The organism is Synechococcus sp. UW106 (assembly GCF_900474015.1).
GTDB lineage: Bacteria > Cyanobacteriota > Cyanobacteriia > PCC-6307 > Cyanobiaceae > Parasynechococcus.
On record NZ_UCNV01000008.1, the window covers coordinates 164,553 to 180,953 of the forward strand.

At 59.4% G+C, this 16,401-nt stretch carries 18 protein-coding genes and 1 tRNA gene; 11 read left to right on the top strand and 8 right to left on the bottom strand.

Annotated features, from left to right (window positions below; all coding sequences use genetic code 11):
• Entirely contained in the window at positions 1-1,974 is a 1,974-nt protein-coding gene (acs, locus tag DXY30_RS05615) for an acetate--CoA ligase (protein ID WP_115093727.1), read from the top strand.
• Positions 1,975-1,995: 21 nt separating this feature from the next.
• On the opposite strand, the gene DXY30_RS05620 is transcribed toward acs, so the two are convergent.
• Complete coding sequence (locus DXY30_RS05620; protein WP_115093728.1) at positions 1,996-2,721, bottom strand: DUF1350 family protein; 726 nt, start codon at positions 2,719-2,721, stop codon at positions 1,996-1,998.
• Between the two features lie 2 nt (positions 2,722-2,723).
• Positions 2,724-3,179, bottom strand: coding sequence for a peroxiredoxin (locus DXY30_RS05625; protein WP_115093729.1), 456 nt, complete (start codon positions 3,177-3,179; stop codon positions 2,724-2,726).
• An 85-nt stretch (positions 3,180-3,264) separates the two neighbouring features.
• Here DXY30_RS05625 and DXY30_RS05630 point away from each other — a divergent pair, with 85 nt between their 5' ends.
• The 5 genes from DXY30_RS05630 (at position 3,265) to DXY30_RS05650 (ending at position 7,475) form a co-directional block, all read left to right on the top strand.
• On the top strand, positions 3,265-4,128 hold the full coding sequence (locus DXY30_RS05630) for a 3'-5' exonuclease (protein WP_115093730.1): 864 nt from the start codon (positions 3,265-3,267) through the stop codon (positions 4,126-4,128).
• 80 nt (positions 4,129-4,208) lie between these two features.
• Complete coding sequence (locus tag DXY30_RS05635; protein ID WP_115093731.1) at positions 4,209-4,481, top strand: hypothetical protein; 273 nt, start codon at positions 4,209-4,211, stop codon at positions 4,479-4,481.
• A 23-nt stretch (positions 4,482-4,504) separates the two neighbouring features.
• Positions 4,505-5,509 carry a phosphate ABC transporter substrate-binding protein PstS gene (pstS, locus tag DXY30_RS05640; RefSeq protein ID WP_115093732.1) on the top strand — a complete coding sequence of 335 codons (1,005 nt, stop codon included), beginning with the start codon at positions 4,505-4,507 and terminating at the stop codon, positions 5,507-5,509.
• A 180-nt stretch (positions 5,510-5,689) separates the two neighbouring features.
• The gene (gene pstS / locus DXY30_RS05645) at positions 5,690-6,664 is read left to right on the top strand and encodes a phosphate ABC transporter substrate-binding protein PstS (protein WP_115093733.1); all 975 of its coding nucleotides are present in this window, start codon (positions 5,690-5,692) and stop codon (positions 6,662-6,664) included.
• Between the two features lie 175 nt (positions 6,665-6,839).
• The gene (locus DXY30_RS05650) at positions 6,840-7,475 is read left to right on the top strand and encodes a Crp/Fnr family transcriptional regulator (RefSeq protein ID WP_115094211.1); all 636 of its coding nucleotides are present in this window, start codon (positions 6,840-6,842) and stop codon (positions 7,473-7,475) included.
• 80 nt (positions 7,476-7,555) lie between these two features.
• Here DXY30_RS05650 and DXY30_RS05655 read toward each other — a convergent pair.
• The 6 genes from DXY30_RS05655 to DXY30_RS05680 form a co-directional block, all read right to left on the bottom strand.
• Positions 7,556-7,629: transfer RNA gene (locus DXY30_RS05655), tRNA-Pro, on the bottom strand.
• 14 nt (positions 7,630-7,643) lie between these two features.
• Positions 7,644-7,979 (bottom strand): hypothetical protein, encoded by a 336-nt coding sequence (locus DXY30_RS05660; RefSeq protein ID WP_115023381.1) that lies wholly within the window; start codon positions 7,977-7,979, stop codon positions 7,644-7,646.
• Positions 7,980-8,046: 67 nt separating this feature from the next.
• Positions 8,047-8,211: a hypothetical protein gene (locus DXY30_RS14030; RefSeq protein WP_170951160.1), complete on the bottom strand. Its 165-nt coding sequence runs from the start codon at positions 8,209-8,211 to the stop codon at positions 8,047-8,049.
• A gap of 84 nt (positions 8,212-8,295) precedes the next feature.
• Positions 8,296-9,009: a peptide-methionine (S)-S-oxide reductase MsrA gene (gene msrA / locus DXY30_RS05670; protein WP_115093735.1), complete on the bottom strand. Its 714-nt coding sequence runs from the start codon at positions 9,007-9,009 to the stop codon at positions 8,296-8,298.
• Between the two features lie 477 nt (positions 9,010-9,486).
• Positions 9,487-9,750 carry a hypothetical protein gene (locus tag DXY30_RS05675; protein ID WP_115093736.1) on the bottom strand — a complete coding sequence of 88 codons (264 nt, stop codon included), beginning with the start codon at positions 9,748-9,750 and terminating at the stop codon, positions 9,487-9,489.
• Positions 9,751-9,818: 68 nt separating this feature from the next.
• Positions 9,819-11,582, bottom strand: a complete 1,764-nt coding sequence (locus DXY30_RS05680) for an ABC transporter ATP-binding protein (RefSeq protein WP_115093737.1) — start codon at positions 11,580-11,582, stop codon at positions 9,819-9,821.
• Between the two features lie 150 nt (positions 11,583-11,732).
• On the opposite strand from DXY30_RS05680, the gene trpD reads away from it, so the two are divergent.
• Genes trpD through rlmB form a run of 5 tightly spaced genes read left to right on the top strand, consistent with a single transcriptional unit; the run spans position 11,733 to position 16,374 of the window.
• Positions 11,733-12,779, top strand: a complete 1,047-nt coding sequence (gene trpD / locus DXY30_RS05685) for an anthranilate phosphoribosyltransferase (protein ID WP_115093738.1) — start codon at positions 11,733-11,735, stop codon at positions 12,777-12,779.
• Between the two features lie 7 nt (positions 12,780-12,786).
• On the top strand, positions 12,787-13,947 hold the full coding sequence (gene carA, locus DXY30_RS05690) for a glutamine-hydrolyzing carbamoyl-phosphate synthase small subunit (RefSeq protein ID WP_170951161.1): 1,161 nt from the start codon (positions 12,787-12,789) through the stop codon (positions 13,945-13,947).
• A 42-nt stretch (positions 13,948-13,989) separates the two neighbouring features.
• Complete coding sequence (locus DXY30_RS05695; RefSeq protein WP_115093739.1) at positions 13,990-14,379, top strand: STAS domain-containing protein; 390 nt, start codon at positions 13,990-13,992, stop codon at positions 14,377-14,379.
• Positions 14,376-14,786 carry a Mini-ribonuclease 3 gene (locus tag DXY30_RS05700; RefSeq protein WP_115093740.1) on the top strand — a complete coding sequence of 137 codons (411 nt, stop codon included), beginning with the start codon at positions 14,376-14,378 and terminating at the stop codon, positions 14,784-14,786. The genes DXY30_RS05695 and DXY30_RS05700 overlap by 4 nt, the downstream gene beginning before the upstream one ends.
• A gap of 16 nt (positions 14,787-14,802) precedes the next feature.
• On the top strand, positions 14,803-16,374 hold the full coding sequence (gene rlmB / locus DXY30_RS05705; protein ID WP_115093741.1) for a 23S rRNA (guanosine(2251)-2'-O)-methyltransferase RlmB: 1,572 nt from the start codon (positions 14,803-14,805) through the stop codon (positions 16,372-16,374).
• The last annotated feature ends 27 nt before the right edge of the window (positions 16,375-16,401 follow it).

A 16,401-nucleotide genomic window follows, 5' to 3' on the forward strand; every position in this document is an offset into this window, starting at 1 on the left:
GTGACCGACTTCAACACCACCATCGAAAGCGTCCTGCAGGAGCAGCGGGTGTTTGAGCCGCCAGCAGACACCTCCGCCAAAGCCCGCATCGGCAGTTTGGATGCCTATCGGGCGATGGCCGATGCGGCCCAAGACGATCCTGATGCGTTCTGGGGCGATGCCGCCCGCCGTGAACTCCACTGGTTCGAGCCCTTCGAAACTGTGCTCGATTGGTCAAATCCCCCCTTCGCCCGCTGGTTTGAGGGAGGAACCACCAACCTCTCCTACAACTGCCTGGATCGACACCTCGACGGGCCAACGGCACAGAAAACAGCGCTGATTTGGGAAGGGGAGCCGGGCGATGTACGCCGGTTCACCTATCGGGAATTGCACGCTGAGGTCTGTAAAGCCGCGAACGGTCTGAAGGCCATGGGGATCGGCAAAGGCGATCTCGTGGCGCTGTACATGCCGATGGTGCCTGAGGCGGCGATCGCAATGCTGGCCTGCGCTCGCATTGGCGCACCCCATTCAGTGGTGTTTGGTGGCTTTTCGGCTGAAGCCCTCAGGGACCGTATCAACGATGGTGAGGTGAAAGCGGTGATCACCGCCGATGGCGGCTTCCGCAAGGACAAATCGGTGTCGCTTAAACCCGCGGTGGATGCGGCTCTTGCCGATGGTGCCTGCCCCTCTGTTACCGGAGTGCTCGTTGTGCAGCGCACCAAGCAGGACGTGCAGATGGTCGCCGGTCGCGATCAGTGGTGGCATGACCTGGTGGAGGGCCAGAGTGCCGAGTGCGCCGCTGAGCCCATGGCCAGCGAGGATCGCCTCTTTGTTCTCTATACCTCCGGCTCCACGGGCAAACCCAAGGGTGTTGTTCACACCACCGCCGGCTACAACCTTTGGGCCCACCTCACCTTCCAGTGGATTTTCGACATTCGTGATGAGGATGTCTTCTGGTGTACCGCCGATGTGGGCTGGATCACCGGCCACAGCTACATCGTTTACGGCCCCTTATCGAACGGTGCAACGACGGTGATGTATGAAGGCGCACCGCGCCCCTCCAAGCCCGGCGCCTTCTGGGAGTTGATTCAAAAGCATGGGATCACGATCTTCTATACGGCCCCTACAGCGATCCGGGCTTTCATGAAGAACGGTCGATCCGTTCCTGATCAGTTCGACATGAGCAGCCTCCGCCTCTTGGGCACGGTCGGCGAACCAATCAATCCGGAGGCATGGATGTGGTATCGCGATGTGATTGGAGGCAATCGCTGTCCAATCGTCGACACCTGGTGGCAGACCGAAACCGGTGGAGTGATGATCAGCCCTCTGCCGGGAGCAACCCCCACCAAGCCAGGCTCCGCCACCCTGCCTCTGCCGGGTATTCAGGCCGACATCATCGACGCGGAAGGCAACAGTTGTGGTGCCGATGAAGGCGGCTATCTGGCGGTGCGTGCCCCATGGCCCGGGATGATGCGCACCGTGCACGGCAACCCCCAACGCTTCCGCGAGAGTTACTGGGAACACATCCGTCCTGCCGATGGCTCTTATCTCTATTTCGCTGGGGATGGCGCTCGCCGGGATGCAGATGGTTACTTCTGGGTCATGGGTCGCGTCGATGACGTGATCAACGTCTCGGGCCACCGCCTCGGCACGATGGAGATCGAATCGGCTCTGGTCAGTCACCCCGCTGTGGCAGAGGCGGCAGTGGTGGGACGACCTGATGACCTCAAGGGCGAAGGAATCGTCGCGTTTGTCACCCTCGAGGCTGGCCGTGACGGCGATGACGCCCTGGTGAAGGAGTTGCGGGCCCATGTCGGAACGGAAATTGGTCCGATCGCGCGGCCGGATGAGATCCGTTGCAGTGATGCCCTGCCCAAGACCCGCAGTGGAAAGATCATGCGCCGGATCTTGCGTGCCCTGGCGGCGGGGCAGGAGGTCAGTGGCGACACCAGCACCCTGGAAGACCGCTCCGTTCTGGATCGACTCAGGGCCTGATTGGCTCGGGGCCGCAGAGGATCAGCTGCTCCAGCTGCAGATGGTTCTGCTCAACTGTCGGATGACCGCCACCCGTTTGGGGTCATCCGCCCAGTCCCCGAGAAAGCTGCGTCGCAGCCCGGCACTGGCTGGGGTGAGGTGATCCCCGGGCAGCTCCAGGTTTGAGCTGGAATCCGAGGGTCGTTGTTTCAGCGCCTGAATCAGGTCGCCACTTTGATCCAGCTCATCACGCCCGAATCGCACCACCAGATTCCGCTCCTGCTGATAGTGGCGGCCGATCAAGCGAAGCGTTTCGGCTGGACTGGGACTGAATTCAGTGTCCACCCCTAGCCGTGGCGCGAGTTCGCCGAGCAGCGGAATCGAACGGTCGGCGTTGAAGTTGTTGAAGCTCAGGGCGATCAGTGCCCTGCTGCCGCGTCCCCCATCGGGGGCCAGCAGATGAAGCTTGCAACCCAGGCTGTGGCCGAGGCGAAGCGGACTTGCCAGGGCTCCGCATCGCTCCTCTAGTTGGCGTCGCGCCGAGCGGAAGGCGCTCCAGGCATCGCGGGCCTGCCGCTGATGATCAAATCCAGGCACGTAGGCCCAGGCATGCACAGCGAGGCCATCGGCAACAAGGTTCTCAAGCAACCTCCGGTAGCTGAGCTGCGGTGTTGCTGCCAGATAGCTGCCGCCGATGAATTCGATCAGCCCAGTTGGTTCGGCAGGCCGCAGCTGCCAGATCGGACCCAGCTGACGCCAGTTGACCATGCTCAGCCGCGCAGCTGATTAAGCACCTGCTGTGCTTCCCGTACATGGGCCGGGCCATCAAGCAGGTTGCTGAAGGTGTGTCGGATCACCCCCTCGCCATCAACGATGTAGGTGACACGACCGGGCAAAAGACCCAGGGCTTTAGGAACTCCCATTTCGCGTCGCAGGGCGTTGTTGCGGTCGCACAGCAACGGGAACGTCAGGTTGTGGCGGGTGGCGAAACGGCGATGGCTGACGGCGTCATCACCGCTGATGCCCCAGACCTCCGCATCGAGTGCAGCAAAGCTGTCCGTGTTGTCGCGGAAGCTGCAGGCCTCGGCGGTGCATCCCGGTGTGTCGTCCTTGGGATAGAAGAACAGCACCAGCCAACGGCCCTGCACCGAGGCGGGAGTGCGAAGGTCACCGTTCTGATCCTCCAGGCTGAAGGAGGGAAGACGGTCGCCGATCCCGAGGGCCATCCGAGCAAAGTGAAGAGTGTGAACCCTAGGCAGCAGGCTCCTTGCCCGGGGCGTGAGAATCAGGGGCGGGAGGAGACATCGCGCCATGCCTGAGCAGCTCGACTTTCTTGCAGGCTTTTCACAGCCTCAAGCCGCTCCAACACCGACCGATTCTCAGGTCTCAGAGCCGGCTTCACCTGCTGTGGTTCCGCCAGACGGTGTGCCCGCCGTCAATGGCGATCGGACTGAGGATTCGGTCGAGGGCTCCCCCTCCACCCTTCTGATCATTGACACCGAAACCTCAGGCTTGGATCCGCTTCAAGACAAATGTCTTGAGGTGGGCTGCATTCTGTTCGATGTGCCGAGTCGCTCGGTGCTGGCCCAGCAATCCTTCCTCCTGCCGGTTGAATCCAATGCTGCGGAGGCGATTAACCGGATTCCCGCCGCCGTCACCCGCCGCCCACAACCCTGGCAACAGGCGCTGGTGTGGTTCGAGCATCTGCTCAGCGCGGCTGATCTGCTGGTCGCTCACAACACAGCCTTCGATCGCCAGTGGTTCGGTCTTGGTTCTGTGCCGGCCACCACCACGCCTTGGCTCTGCACCATGGAGGACATCCGCTGGCCGGCTGAGCGTCAGCTGCGCTCACGGCCATCGGTGCGTGACCTTGCCTTGGCCTATGGCGTTCCGGTCTGGGCAGCTCATCGTGCCCTAAGCGATTGCATCTACATCGCAGAGGTCTTCGCGCGTTGCGATGACCTGGAGCAGCTGTTGGAGCGGGGCTTGGAACCCCGCCAATTGATGCGCGCTCGGGTGTCGTTCGATGAACGCCATCTGGCCAAAGCGGCCGGCTTCCGCTGGAACGATCCGATCAAGGGTGCTTGGACCCGTCGGTTGAGTGATCGCGAGGTTGCAGAGCTGGAGTTTCCTGTCGCCCCCGTGGAGCTGGAGGCTGATCGCCTTAGCGCCTGAGACTGCGCATTTGCTTCATCACTCCGAAAGGGTCTGGGTGATTTTGCAGAGAGTGCTTCCTGAGGCAGCACTCTGAAGACATGACGGCATTTCTGCATCCCCATCAACGCCCCATTCGCTCTCGCTTGCGCCAATGGCAGCAGGTGCGCACCTGGGCGCGCTTGATTCGTGAAGCCGAAGCGCTGTGGCATGTGGACGTGCGGGCCCTGCGACGCATGGGCGCTGATGAACTCAGTCAATTGATCGGCGAAGTTCCCGCGATCCATCGCAGACGTGTGAACCGCTGGCTGCGTTGCTACGCGGTGGCAACCCGTCTCACTGTTGTTCCGATCACCGTTGTTCCGACGCTCTGAGGTTGGATCCACGACGCGGGAGGATGGTCAAAATCACAACGAAGGTTTTGGCACATCGTTCCCTGGCTGTCTCAAGCCTGAGCGTCCTTGCTGTCGGTCTTGCCGCCTGTGGTGGCAGCTCCAGTGTGTCCAGCCTCAATGCAGCCGGAGCCTCCTTCCCCGCCAAGGTGTACCAGAGCTGGTTTGCTGAGCTAGCGAGCTCGGGCGGGATCAAGGTCAATTACCAGGCGGTGGGTTCTGGTTCGGGTCGCAAGGCCTTTATGGATGAAACCGTCGATTTCGCTGCTTCAGACGATCCGATCAAAGAGGCCGACCGCAATCAGGTGAGCAAGGGAGTGGTCCAGATCCCCATGGTGGGGGGAACCATCGCCTTCGGATACAACAAGCCGGGGTGCGAGCTTCAGCTCACCCAGCAACAGGCTGTTGGGGTGGCCATCGGCAGCATTAGCGATTGGAAGGAGCTTGGTTGTGAACCGGGCACGCTCACCTGGGTGCATCGCTCGGATGGATCAGGCACCACAAAAGCCTTCGCTGATTCCATGCAGGCTTTCTCACCCGATTGGACCCTGGGCAGCGGCAAATCGGTGAACTGGCCTGTGGGCGTAGGTGCCAAGGGCAATTCCGGGGTGGCCGGGGTGATTGAGAACCGGGTCGGCGCGATCGGCTACGTGAACCAGTCGTACATCAAAGGGAATGTGCAGGCTGCTGCGGTGCAGAACAAGTCCGGTGAATTCCTCAAGCCTTCTGTAGAAGCGGGTGCCAAAGCCCTCAACGGCATTGAGCTCGATGAGCATTTGGCTGGCAGCAATCCCAACCCCGAGGCCACTGGTGCCTACCCCATCGCCACGCTCACCTGGGTGCTGGCCTACGCCACGGGCAATGGCACGAAGGCCGACGCTGTGCGTGAGGTCTTCAACTACATGCTGGAAGACTCCACCCAGGAGCGGGCAGCGGCCTTGGGCTTTGTTCCTCTCCGGGGAACCATCCTCGAAAAATCCCGCAGCGCGGTGGAGGGCATTCAGCCCTGAACTCAAACCATTGGTTTGGTGGATTTTTGCCCCGGTTTGGATCATCCAAATCGGGGTTTTTTTGATGGTTTAAAGAGTTTTTAGGGGAACCTTAACCAGCGTTAATGGGCGCATAACGACAGTTGGTCGGGGTTCCGATTAAGTCTTGGTTACTACAGCCTCCTTTCTCTTTCGGTTGTGATGCGCATCGCACAACAGGCCCTTCTCGCCTCCTCCCTGCTTGTTCTGGGAGCAGGTATGTCCGCTTCCGCTGCACCCAAGTTGAACGGAGCTGGTGCTTCGTTCCCGGCCAAGATCTATCAGCGTTGGTTTGCCGATTTGGCCAAGTCGGGTGGCCCTCAGGTCAACTACCAGGCCGTTGGTTCCGGTTCCGGCCGTAAAGCCTTCATCGACCAGACCGTGAACTTCGGCGCATCGGATGATCCGATGAAGAAGAAAGACATGGCCAAGGTCGGCCGTGGTGTCGTTCAGATCCCGATGGTGGGTGGAACGATTGCCTTCGGTTACAACAAGCCTGGCTGCAACCTGAAGCTCACGCAGGAGCAGGCCGTCAAGGTCGCCATGGGCATGGTTAAAAACTGGAAAGAGCTGGGCTGCAAAGCCGGCACTCTCACCTGGGTGCATCGTTCTGATGGCTCCGGCACCACCAAGGCCTTCACCAATTCCATGCAGGCCTTCTCCAAGACCTGGACCCTCGGCACAGGTAAATCCGTCAAGTGGCCTGCTGGTGTGGGCGCTAAGGGCAACTCGGGTGTGGCCGGTCTGATCAAGAGCCGTGAAGGCGCGATTGGTTATGTGAACCAGTCGTACATCAAAGGCAAGGTGGTTGCCGCCGCTCTCCAGAACAAGGCTGGTGAGTACCTCAAGCCCTCTGTTGCTGCAGGTGCCAAGGCCCTCAACGGCATCAGCCTCGACAAGAACCTGGCTGGCAAGAACCCCAACCCCACCGCCAAAGGCGCTTACCCCATCGCAACCCTCACCTGGGTGTTGGCCTACAAAACCGGAAACGGCAAGAATGCCAAAGTGGTGCAGGATGCCTTCAACTACATGTTGAGCAGCCAGGCTCAGAGCAAAGCTTCTTCGCTTGGCTTTGTTCCTCTGAAGGGCGACATCCTGGCCAAATCAAAGGCCGCAGTCAAAAAGATTGGTCAGTGATCTTGGCTTGAGTCGGTTTTTTTAAAACCAAATTTATAAGGGCCTTTCGGGGCCCTTTTTTGATGATCTGCACTTTGAATAAATGTTAGAGCCCTCTTAACCAAACCTCTCCCTCCTCTTTGTTGGGGATCGATGTTGTCCTCAATACAGTTTTCGTGGATTTATGGAATTGCAAATGCTTGCTACTCCTTCCTCTGATCTGTGTTCAACAGCTCTTGGCTTCAAGACCTTTCTTGAAGGCAGCTATCAGAAAAACAATGTCGTTCATCTCACATCAGGGAGTTTGATTCCACTCCTGAAAAACAGCGTTTGGTTTGTGGTGCGCGGCATGGTGAAACTGGGTGCCGTTTCAGTTCATGGGGATGAACTGGTGCTTGGCCTTGTAGGGCCCAATGAACCCTTTGGTGCTGCCTTCACCAATGTGGAGGCCTATGACGCTGTCGCGCTGACGGATTGCGACCTGCTCTGCTGCAATCTGGCTGAAGTGGAGCAGTCACCGCAGTTGGCTCTCGCCTTGGCGAAGGCCATGACGGCCCGTTACCGCCAGGCGGAATCGATGTTGGCTTTGCTGGGCTTGCGCCGCGTTGAAGAACGGGTCCGGGGTTTTGTGGAGTTGCTTGCCAAAGACTTTGGTGAGCCCTGTGAGGATGGTCTGCGCTTGAATCTCCGGCTCACCCATCAGGAGATCGCCAGTGCACTCAGCACGACACGGGTGACTGTCACCCGTGTGTTGGGCCAATTGCGTGATGAAAGATGGCTCCAGATCGATGCTTCCAGGCATCTCGTGGTGATCGGCACGGGCCATCGCTGATCACAAAAAAAGAGCCGGCATTTTTGCCGGCTCAGAGCCTGAAACATTGGGTTTCAGGTGGGGGAAAAAAACGGTTGAAATCGGAGCGGCGGGATTTGAACCCACGACCCCCACTACCCCAAAGTGGTGCGCTACCAAGCTGCGCCACGCCCCGTCAGATTTAAGTTATCACAGTGCATCCCGGCGTCTGAGTCGTCGAAGCAACCGAGTGGTGAGCTTGTCTCGACTTGCTGATCCGTAGTGATACAGACGCAGTTCTGAGGCGGCCTTACGGAGCTCGGCCAAGCTCATCGCGGCCAAACGGAGTTCCGGAAGGGTGCGCCAAGCCCTGGACCGCATGGGGAGTGCCGCAGGGCCTTTGGCTTGGCCAAGATTCAGAGTTCCATCCGCCAACCACTCAGGGATCAGCACAACAAGAACGGCAATCAAGCCGTAGAGCTCAACCAGCCCTCTGGGCAGAGGATGCAGTTGTCGCTGCTCGGATGGATCAGGCCGCGCACTCACTGCAGATCGGAGGGGTCCCTCTGCATCCACGATCGCACTAGAGGGCAATCTGCTTCTGGGCAGGTGGTCAGATTGCCAATGGTGTCACTTTGGGTTGAGGCGTCTCCCGCCAGAGAAATGGAGCTTGCTGCTCTCGGTTGAGGGAGACACTGCCGAGGATCAGGCCGAGAACCAAAATCAGCGTGAGGGCGATGGCCAGGATCACCTGCCGATCAGACAAGGGCTCGGGCATGCCATTGATTGGGCTCTTGAACATCCTGGCCGAAACGACTGTTTTTTTGCAGCGTGTTTGCGGCCGTGCAGGAGCTGGATCTCCTTAGGTCAGCGCGATCGGACTGTTGTCGGATCGGAGTACGCAGTGACTGATGGACCAGTCGTACTTGTCCCAAACCTGCTTCGGGAGTTTGTAGTTGGAGCCTTCGAAGTCGCCGAGCAGCGTCTGGGTTGGCATTGCGGAGCAGTAGGGGCGGCTTCCCGGTTTGGCGAGGTATTGCTGGTGATACTCCTCGGCGAAGTAAAAGGTTTGATCCGCCAGGATTTCGGTGGTGATGGCGCCATAGCCCTTGGCGGAAAGGGCGACTTGATACGCGTCTCGGCTGGCCTGGGCCTGTTGAAGATGCAGCGGGTTGAAGGTGTAAATGGCTGATCGGTATTGGGTGCCGGTGTCGTTGCCTTGCCGATTGCCCTGGGTGGGGTCGTGGCATTCCCAGAACAGCTTCAGCAGGTCGCTGAAGTCCAGAGCGGGGCGACTCCAAACCACGCGGACCACTTCTGTGTGCCCTGTTCTGCCGGAGCAGACCTGGTTGTAAGTCGGTTGCTCCGTTTGACCGCCCGCGTAGCCCACGGCAGTGGTCACGACTCCCGGCAGCCGCCAAAACCCTTTTTCAGCTCCCCAAAAGCATCCGCAAGCAAAGATCGCCTCCTCTTGGTCCGCCATCAATGGGGCAGTGAGCGGTGTCCCCAAAACAGCGTGCGTTGTCGGTGCAGATGATTCAGCGCCGCCGCGGGGAGACAACCAAGAGGGCAGCATGTTGATTCCGTCGATCAGCCAATCTTAGGCAGCTGATTCAACGGCGTGATGCTTCGGCACATCAAAGATTCGTCGTGGCTGGATGCCCTTATAGAGATGAAATCCCTCCGGCAAGAACCAGCTTGGTTTGAGAGAAACGAGCGGGCGGTGAATTTGAATCCGTTTGAAATCAGATTTGTGTCTGCTTAGAACTGGTTATCAGATTGATGTCATTGATCACACGTTTTTTGATGTGCTCAAAATTTGATGTGGAGAATGTCGGCTGACCGTTGCGTCTTTGACGAATGGATGAATTTGTTATTAGCTTGGCGGCAGATCAACGGAAGGCCGTTCGGGATTGCTCGCTTAAAAATGTCTTCAGGGGTCTGTTGTTGAAGGCATCAAAATAGTCTGAAAATCGTGGTTTATCGTCTTCTCATTGCTTGTTCAGTAGCGAAGCAGTGTCGATGTTTGTGGATTTAATTGAGGCTTTCGCTTTCAGCTCTCTGAAGCTTTGGGTGTTTGTGGTTCCAGTTGAATATGGTTCAGCAGCGTTGTGACAAATGCAAAAAGGAGAAAAGGCAGGCTGAGAACCAGGATGAGTCCCACACCTACAAGCGCAAACACCGGGCGCGATGACCCCATCAGCGCGAGACCAGAGGCCAAGCTCACAAAAATCACTGCCATCCAAGCCAGCACCTGCCCGTAGATGTCACCAAAGGTGAGCGTGCAGCGCACCGCGAAGGGGGATCCGCTGTTCATGGAAGAAGTTGCCGTCACCACAGCTAAGCCATGGACACGGCGATTGTCAGAAACAGCTCGGAGATTCTTCAGGAAGCCATCGCATCCAGCTGTTGCGCCGCCTGCTGACGCTCCCACAGTCGCTTGTAGACCCCAGGTTGCTGAATCAACGCGCTGTGGTGTCCCTGCTGCACGATGCGCCCGCTCTCCATTACGAGGATGCGATCACAGGCAGCGGCTGCAGAAAGTTGATGGCTGATCATCACGATGGTCCGATCGTCCTGCGCCCGGATCGAATCGAGAATGGCTGCTGCGGTGTTGTTATCGACACTCGCCAAGGCGTCATCGAGAACCAACACCGGGGCCGACATCAGCAAGGCACGTCCGAGCGCTGTGCGTTGACGCTGACCACCACTCAGCGTGATGCCGCGTTCCCCAACGATCGTTTCGAAGCCATCTGGAAATCCCTTGATGTCATCAGCGAGACGGGCCTGGCCTGCTGCCCGCTCAACCCGTTGATCTGTGGCTGCAGGGTCGCCATACCTAATGTTGTCCGCCAGGGTGCTGGTGAAAAGAAAGCCCTCTTGGGGAACAATCGCCACATCACGGCGTAACTCCTGCAGGGGCATCTGGGTTACATCCACCCCATCCAGGAACAGCTTCCCGGGCTCGAGAGGAACCATGCGCCCGAAGGAGCGAGCCAGGGTGGTCTTGCCGCATCCCACCGGACCAACAACGGCGACCAACTCTCCCGGCTCGATGCAGAAACTCAGGCCGTTGAGCGTGTTGTGCTCAGCACACTCGTATTGAACGGTCAGGTCACGGGCTTCAAAGCGACCCCTGCGTTGGTTCGTCGGATGAGGTCGATCGGTGGGTTGCTCTGGATCTTTGATCTTCGGTTCGCGTCGGAGCAACTCTTCCACCCGCTCGAGGCTGACCTGTCCGGTCTGAAAGGTGTTGAGGGTGAATCCCAGCAGTGCGGTCGGGAATACAAGTTGCTCCACATAAAGAATGAGGGCGACCAGGCCACCAATGCTCAATCGACCGGATTCGAGCTGACCGCTGCCGATGGCCAGCAGCAACAGGAGAGAGATGGACGAAATCCCCTCAAGCAGAGGGAACAAGGTGCTCCGTGTTCTCGCCAGACGAATGGCGCTATCGCGATAACGGCGGTTTCGCGTCGCGAAGGCATCCTGTTCCGAAGCCTCTTGGCCGTAGATCTTGATGGCTCCGATGCCCGACAGATCCTCCTGAATCAGATTGCTGAGCGCCGATAGTTCTTCCTGCTGCGCACGTTGTTGACGCATCATGCGCCCGCCGAACAGCCTCACCGTGCTGAGCATTACGGGGTACAGACCGACGGCGGCCAGGGTTAGCCATGGATCGATCGCCAACATGGCTGGCAGCGTGAGCGCGTAGGCCAGCAGCGTGTTGGTCAGGCTGAGAATCGCGAATCCGAGCAGGCGCCGGATGTTTTCCACATCGCTGGTGGCGCGACTGATCACCTCTCCACTGCCCTTGCTCTGAATCCAATCGGGTTCCTGGCGAAGCATGTGCTCGAACAAGCGCTGACGCAGCTCCACTTCCACCTGCCGGCCCACGCCGAAGACGAGTTGGCGCGAGACCAGTCGAATGACCCCCATGGTGCTCGCGAGAAGCACGACCCATCCCGCTTGGCGCAGGACCCCGGCGTAACTGAATCCCTCTTGCAGCTCATCCACGACGCTGCGGACTTCCATCGGGATCGTCACCCGCAGGATGTTGACCACAACCAGTGCAATGGCTCCCAGCAGGACGGTGCGTCGATGGGGGCGCAAGTAGCGGCCGATCAAGTCGAGACGTAGGGCAGCCATGCGAGCTCGTGGGTCCCGTTGGGCCGCCAACCTAGGCATCCGTCTTGAACCGCTGGTCGTCCGCCACTCATCTGAGGGATAGTGGAGACGTCCCCATCACCTGGCCCGGCGTGCCTCGCACCCGGGTTTTTTACTGCCAGCTTCTCTTCCATGTCCTCAGACACGCGCTCTTGGTCGGTTCGCTTGGACCACCTGCTGCAGGGCAACCACCTCAGCTCCGATGAGGCCACCGCCCTGATGCATGCCTGGCTGGCCGAGGAGCTCGAGCCCGTTCAAACAGGGGCGTTCCTCGCTGGTCTGAGAGCCAAGGGAATGGTGGCCGATGAGCTTGCAGCCATGGCAGCTGTTTTGAGGGAAGCGTGCCCACTTCCCTGCGCCCGGCCCAATTTGGCGATGGTCGACACCTGTGGCACCGGTGGTGACGGTGCAGACACGTTCAATATCTCAACTGCTGTCGCCTTTGCCGCCGCCGCCTGTGGAGTGAATGTGGCGAAGCACGGCAACCGCAGCGCCAGTGGCAAGGTGGGCTCAGCCGATGTTCTTGAAGGGCTCGGTCTCAACCTCAAGGCACCCTTAAACAAGGTGGTGGAGGCTCTGCCTGGAACCGGTGTCACCTTTTTGTTTGCTCCGGCCTGGCACCCCGCCTTGGTGAATCTGGCTCCATTACGACGCCGTCTGGGCGTTCGCACTGTGTTCAACCTGCTGGGTCCACTGGTCAACCCACTGCAGCCCCAGGCCCAGGTTCTTGGTGTGGCCCGTCCGGAGCTTCTCGATCCCATGGCAGGTGCCCTCCAGCAGTTGGGATTGACCCGTGCCGTTGTGGTTCACGGCGCTGGCGGTCTCGATGAGGCTTCCTTGGCTGGCCCCAACGCCTTGCGTTTGATCGAATCGGGGGGCATCAGCAGCCAGGAGGTCTGCCCTGAAGATCTGGGCCTGACAGGTGCCGGCCTCGATTTGCTGCGTGGTGGTGATTGCTCGGTGAATCAGCAGATCCTGCGAGATGTTCTGCAAGGGCATGGATCGCTCGCTCAAACGGAGGTGGTTGCCTTCAACACGGCATTGGTGCTTTGGGCCGCTGGATTGCAAACCGATCTGACGGCGGCGGCTGCACAGGCCATGACGGTTCTGCGAGAGGGCAAGGCCTGGGAGAAGCTTGTCGCTCTGCGGGATGCCCTGTCCGATGGAGATGGAGAATGAGTGACTGATGCCCTTCGGCGGCCCTCCGATGCCCGACTCCCCATCAGACAAGGCCTATCTCGTCCTTGCCGATGGCACGGTTCTGACCGGTGTCGGCTTTGGCCATCGCGGTACAACCATCGGTGAAGTGGTGTTCAACACCGGGATGACCGGATATCAGGAGGTGCTGACGGATCCCTCCTATGCCGGACAACTGGTGATCTTCACCTATCCCGAACTCGGCAATACCGGGGTTAATGCCGACGATCAGGAAGCCGATCGTCCCCACGCCCTTGGTGTGATCGCACGCCAGCTGGCGCCGTCGCCCAGCAACTGGCGTTGCGAACAGACTCTCGACACCTGGATGCAGAGCCATCAACTGGTGGGTATCAGCGGTGTAGACACCCGTGCGCTGGTGCGTCATCTGCGCGAGGTCGGTGCCATGAATGGTGTGATCAGCAGTGACGGCAAGACACCTGCGCAGTTGTTTGAGCTCTTGAAGCAGGCGCCTTCGATGGAAGGACTGAACCTGGCGGATCGCGTCACCACCCGTGAGCCCTACCAGTGGAATCAAGCCTGCAGTGTTGGCTTCGATCAGCGCCTGCAGCGCCGCAGTGACGCCCCCTTCCGCGTTGTCGCCATCGATTTCGGCATCAAGCGCGCCATTCTCGATCGCCTGGTCGCCCATGGCTGTGACGTCACTGTTCTCCCTGCAGACACCGATCTGGCCACGGTTCGTTCCCATCGTCCGGATGGTGTCTTTCTCTCCAACGGTCCTGGAGACCCTGCGGCGGTGAGCCATGGGATTGCCCTGGCCAAGACTCTCTTGGAGGAGGCCGATCTACCGCTGTTTGGGATCTGTTTGGGCCATCAGATTCTCGGCCTGGCACTCGGCGGCAAGACCTTCAAGCTGTCCTATGGCCATCGTGGTTTGAATCATCCCTGTGGCACCACGGGGCAGGTTGAAATCACCAGTCAGAACCACGGGTTTGCCCTCTCTGCCGAATCTCTGGATGCCGACGCCATTGATGTCACCCATTTCAATCTGAACGACCGAACCGTGGCGGCCATTGCTCACCGTCACAAGCCCGTTTTTGGTGTGCAATACCACCCGGAAGCCAGTCCTGGACCGCATGACGCGGATCATCATTTCGCCCGCTTTGTGACGCTCATGGCCGATCGCCGTTGATGAGGTGGTTGCCCAGGCTCAGCATCACTACACTTCGTGCCGATGATGCCTGGGGGGCTTGATCCCATCAGCGAACTGCAGCGACTGACCGTCTCTCTACGGGGCGGATTTGAACAGAAGGATTGCTGTTTGGTGTTTCACTTCACCGGCCAACTGGATGCGTACTCCGAGAAGCAGTTCATGGAGTACGTGGCCGATGTTTTGAAAGCCAACAAGCTTCCAGCTGTTCTCGATCTAAGCAAGATCGATTTTCTCGACTCATCAGGTCTTGGCGCCCTGGTGCAGTTGGCCAAACAATGCACGGATGCCAAACGTTCGTTTCTCCTTGTGGGGAACACCCGTGTGACGCAGACGATCAAGTTGGTGCGGCTCGAAGAGTTTCTCCATCTGGTGGAGGATCTTCCGACAGCTCTGAACCAATTGGCCGCTTGAGCGACTGGATTCGTAATCAGTCACCCAGTGGTCTGAACGATCAGTTGGGCCCATTGCAGCTGGCTTGGATCGGAGATGCCGTCTGGGAGCTTCATCAACGGCTCCGCCATGGAGCCAGACCCGGCCGTTCCGACCATTTGCATCGTGCTGTTGTGGCCGATGTTCGAGCCGATGCCCAATCCCGTTTGTTGACTTGGCTGGAAGACCGTCAACTCCTGGACTCCCAGGAACTCGATCTGGTTCGTCGGGGTCGCAACAGTGCAGGCCGTGGTCCGCGTCGAGCCGATGCCGCTGTGTATGGACGGGCCACGGGGTTTGAGACAATGGTTGGCTGGCTGTTTCTGAACAATCCAGCCCGGCTTGCTGAGCTCTTCGATCACCTGGAGCAAGCCGGATCCAACCCATAACGTTGCCTCGCACACCATGAGCCCTCGCTTTGAACGCCGCTCCAGCGGCCCATCCCGCGATGGTCGTTCGGGGCCAGGAGGGAGTGGCAGTGGACGACCACCAGGAGGCAGGCCTCCCAGTGGACGTCCATCCGCTGGTCGCTCCTCGGTGGGGCGCTCTGGCAACGGTCGTCCCATGCCAAGCAATCGTCGTTCCGACGGCGGTCGTTCGCCTTACGCCAAACCTGGTCGAGATGGCAGCAGTTTTCGCGACCGACGAGCGCCGAGGGATGAGGGCTGGGAGCGTCCTCGGGGTGGAGACCGACCCGGCAATCGTTCTGGAGAACGATTCGGAGATCGACCCGGTAATCGATCCGGTGATCGCCCCAGAGAGCGATTCGGAGATCGACCCGGCAATCGATCTGATGATCGCCCCAGAGAGCGATTCGGGGATCGATCCCGTTCCTTCGACCGGGATCAGAATGCTTTTCGTACGGAATCTCAGAACGACCGTTCAGGGCCCGGACGATTTCGGGATCGGAATGATCGTTACGGTGACCGTCGTCGCTCCGGGGATGAACGGCGCCAGCCGTCCCAGCGCCCCCGATCGCGCTACGACAATGGCCGTTCCCAGCGACTGGATGCAGCACCGGAGGCCGCAGCAGCCACACCTCCGGCAGATGATCTGATTTGGGGGCGCCATGCCACCCAAGCCGCGTTGGAGGCAGGACGACCCATTCATCGCATTTGGTGCACCCCGGAGATGCGCAGTGCGGCCAAATTTCTCCAGCTCTTGCGCGATGCCAAGGCGTCTGGAGTCTTGGTGGAAGAGGTGACCTGGGCTCGGCTTGGACAGATCACAGGTGGTTCCGTTCACCAGGGCATTGCCCTTCAGACGGCAGCGGCTGAAACCCTCGATCTCGAAAGCCTCATCGATGGCTGTTCGGATCTCGGGGAACCCCCTTTATTGGTGGCTTTGGATAGTGTCACGGACCCCCACAATCTCGGTGCTGTCGTGCGTTCCGCCGAGGCGATGGGAGCCCATGGTGTGGTGATTCCTCAGCGACGGAGTGCTGGTTTAACCGGTTCGGCCGCCAAAGTGGCAGCCGGCGCTCTTGAACACCTTCCGGTCGCGCGTGTGGTCAACCTCAACCGGTCTTTGGAAAAGCTCAAGGATGCGGGATACAGGGTGGTGGGCCTTGCGGCAGAAGGGGACGTGACCCTCACGGATGTTGATCTCAGTGGCCCATTGGTGCTGGTCACCGGGTCAGAGGACCAGGGCTTGTCGCTTTTGACCCGGCGTCACTGCGATCAGTTGGTCCGCATTCCGCTGCGGGGCATTACCCCAAGCCTGAATGCATCCGTTGCTACGGCACTTTGCGTTTATGAGGTGGCGCGACGCAACTGGATGAAGGACATTCACGGCCAGGCGCCGTCACCCCCGATTCGACGCCCCCAACTCGCTGGGGTTGAGACGTCCACTGAGGCGTCTGAACCGCCTGAACAACCCGTGGAGAAGGTTCCTGACCAACGGATTGATCTGGATCTCCATCCGTCTCAACAAGTTGCTGCGCCGGAGTTCGATCAGAATATCCAGCTATCTCCCTGAAAACAGCTCGGTTTTGCCGGTTCGCGA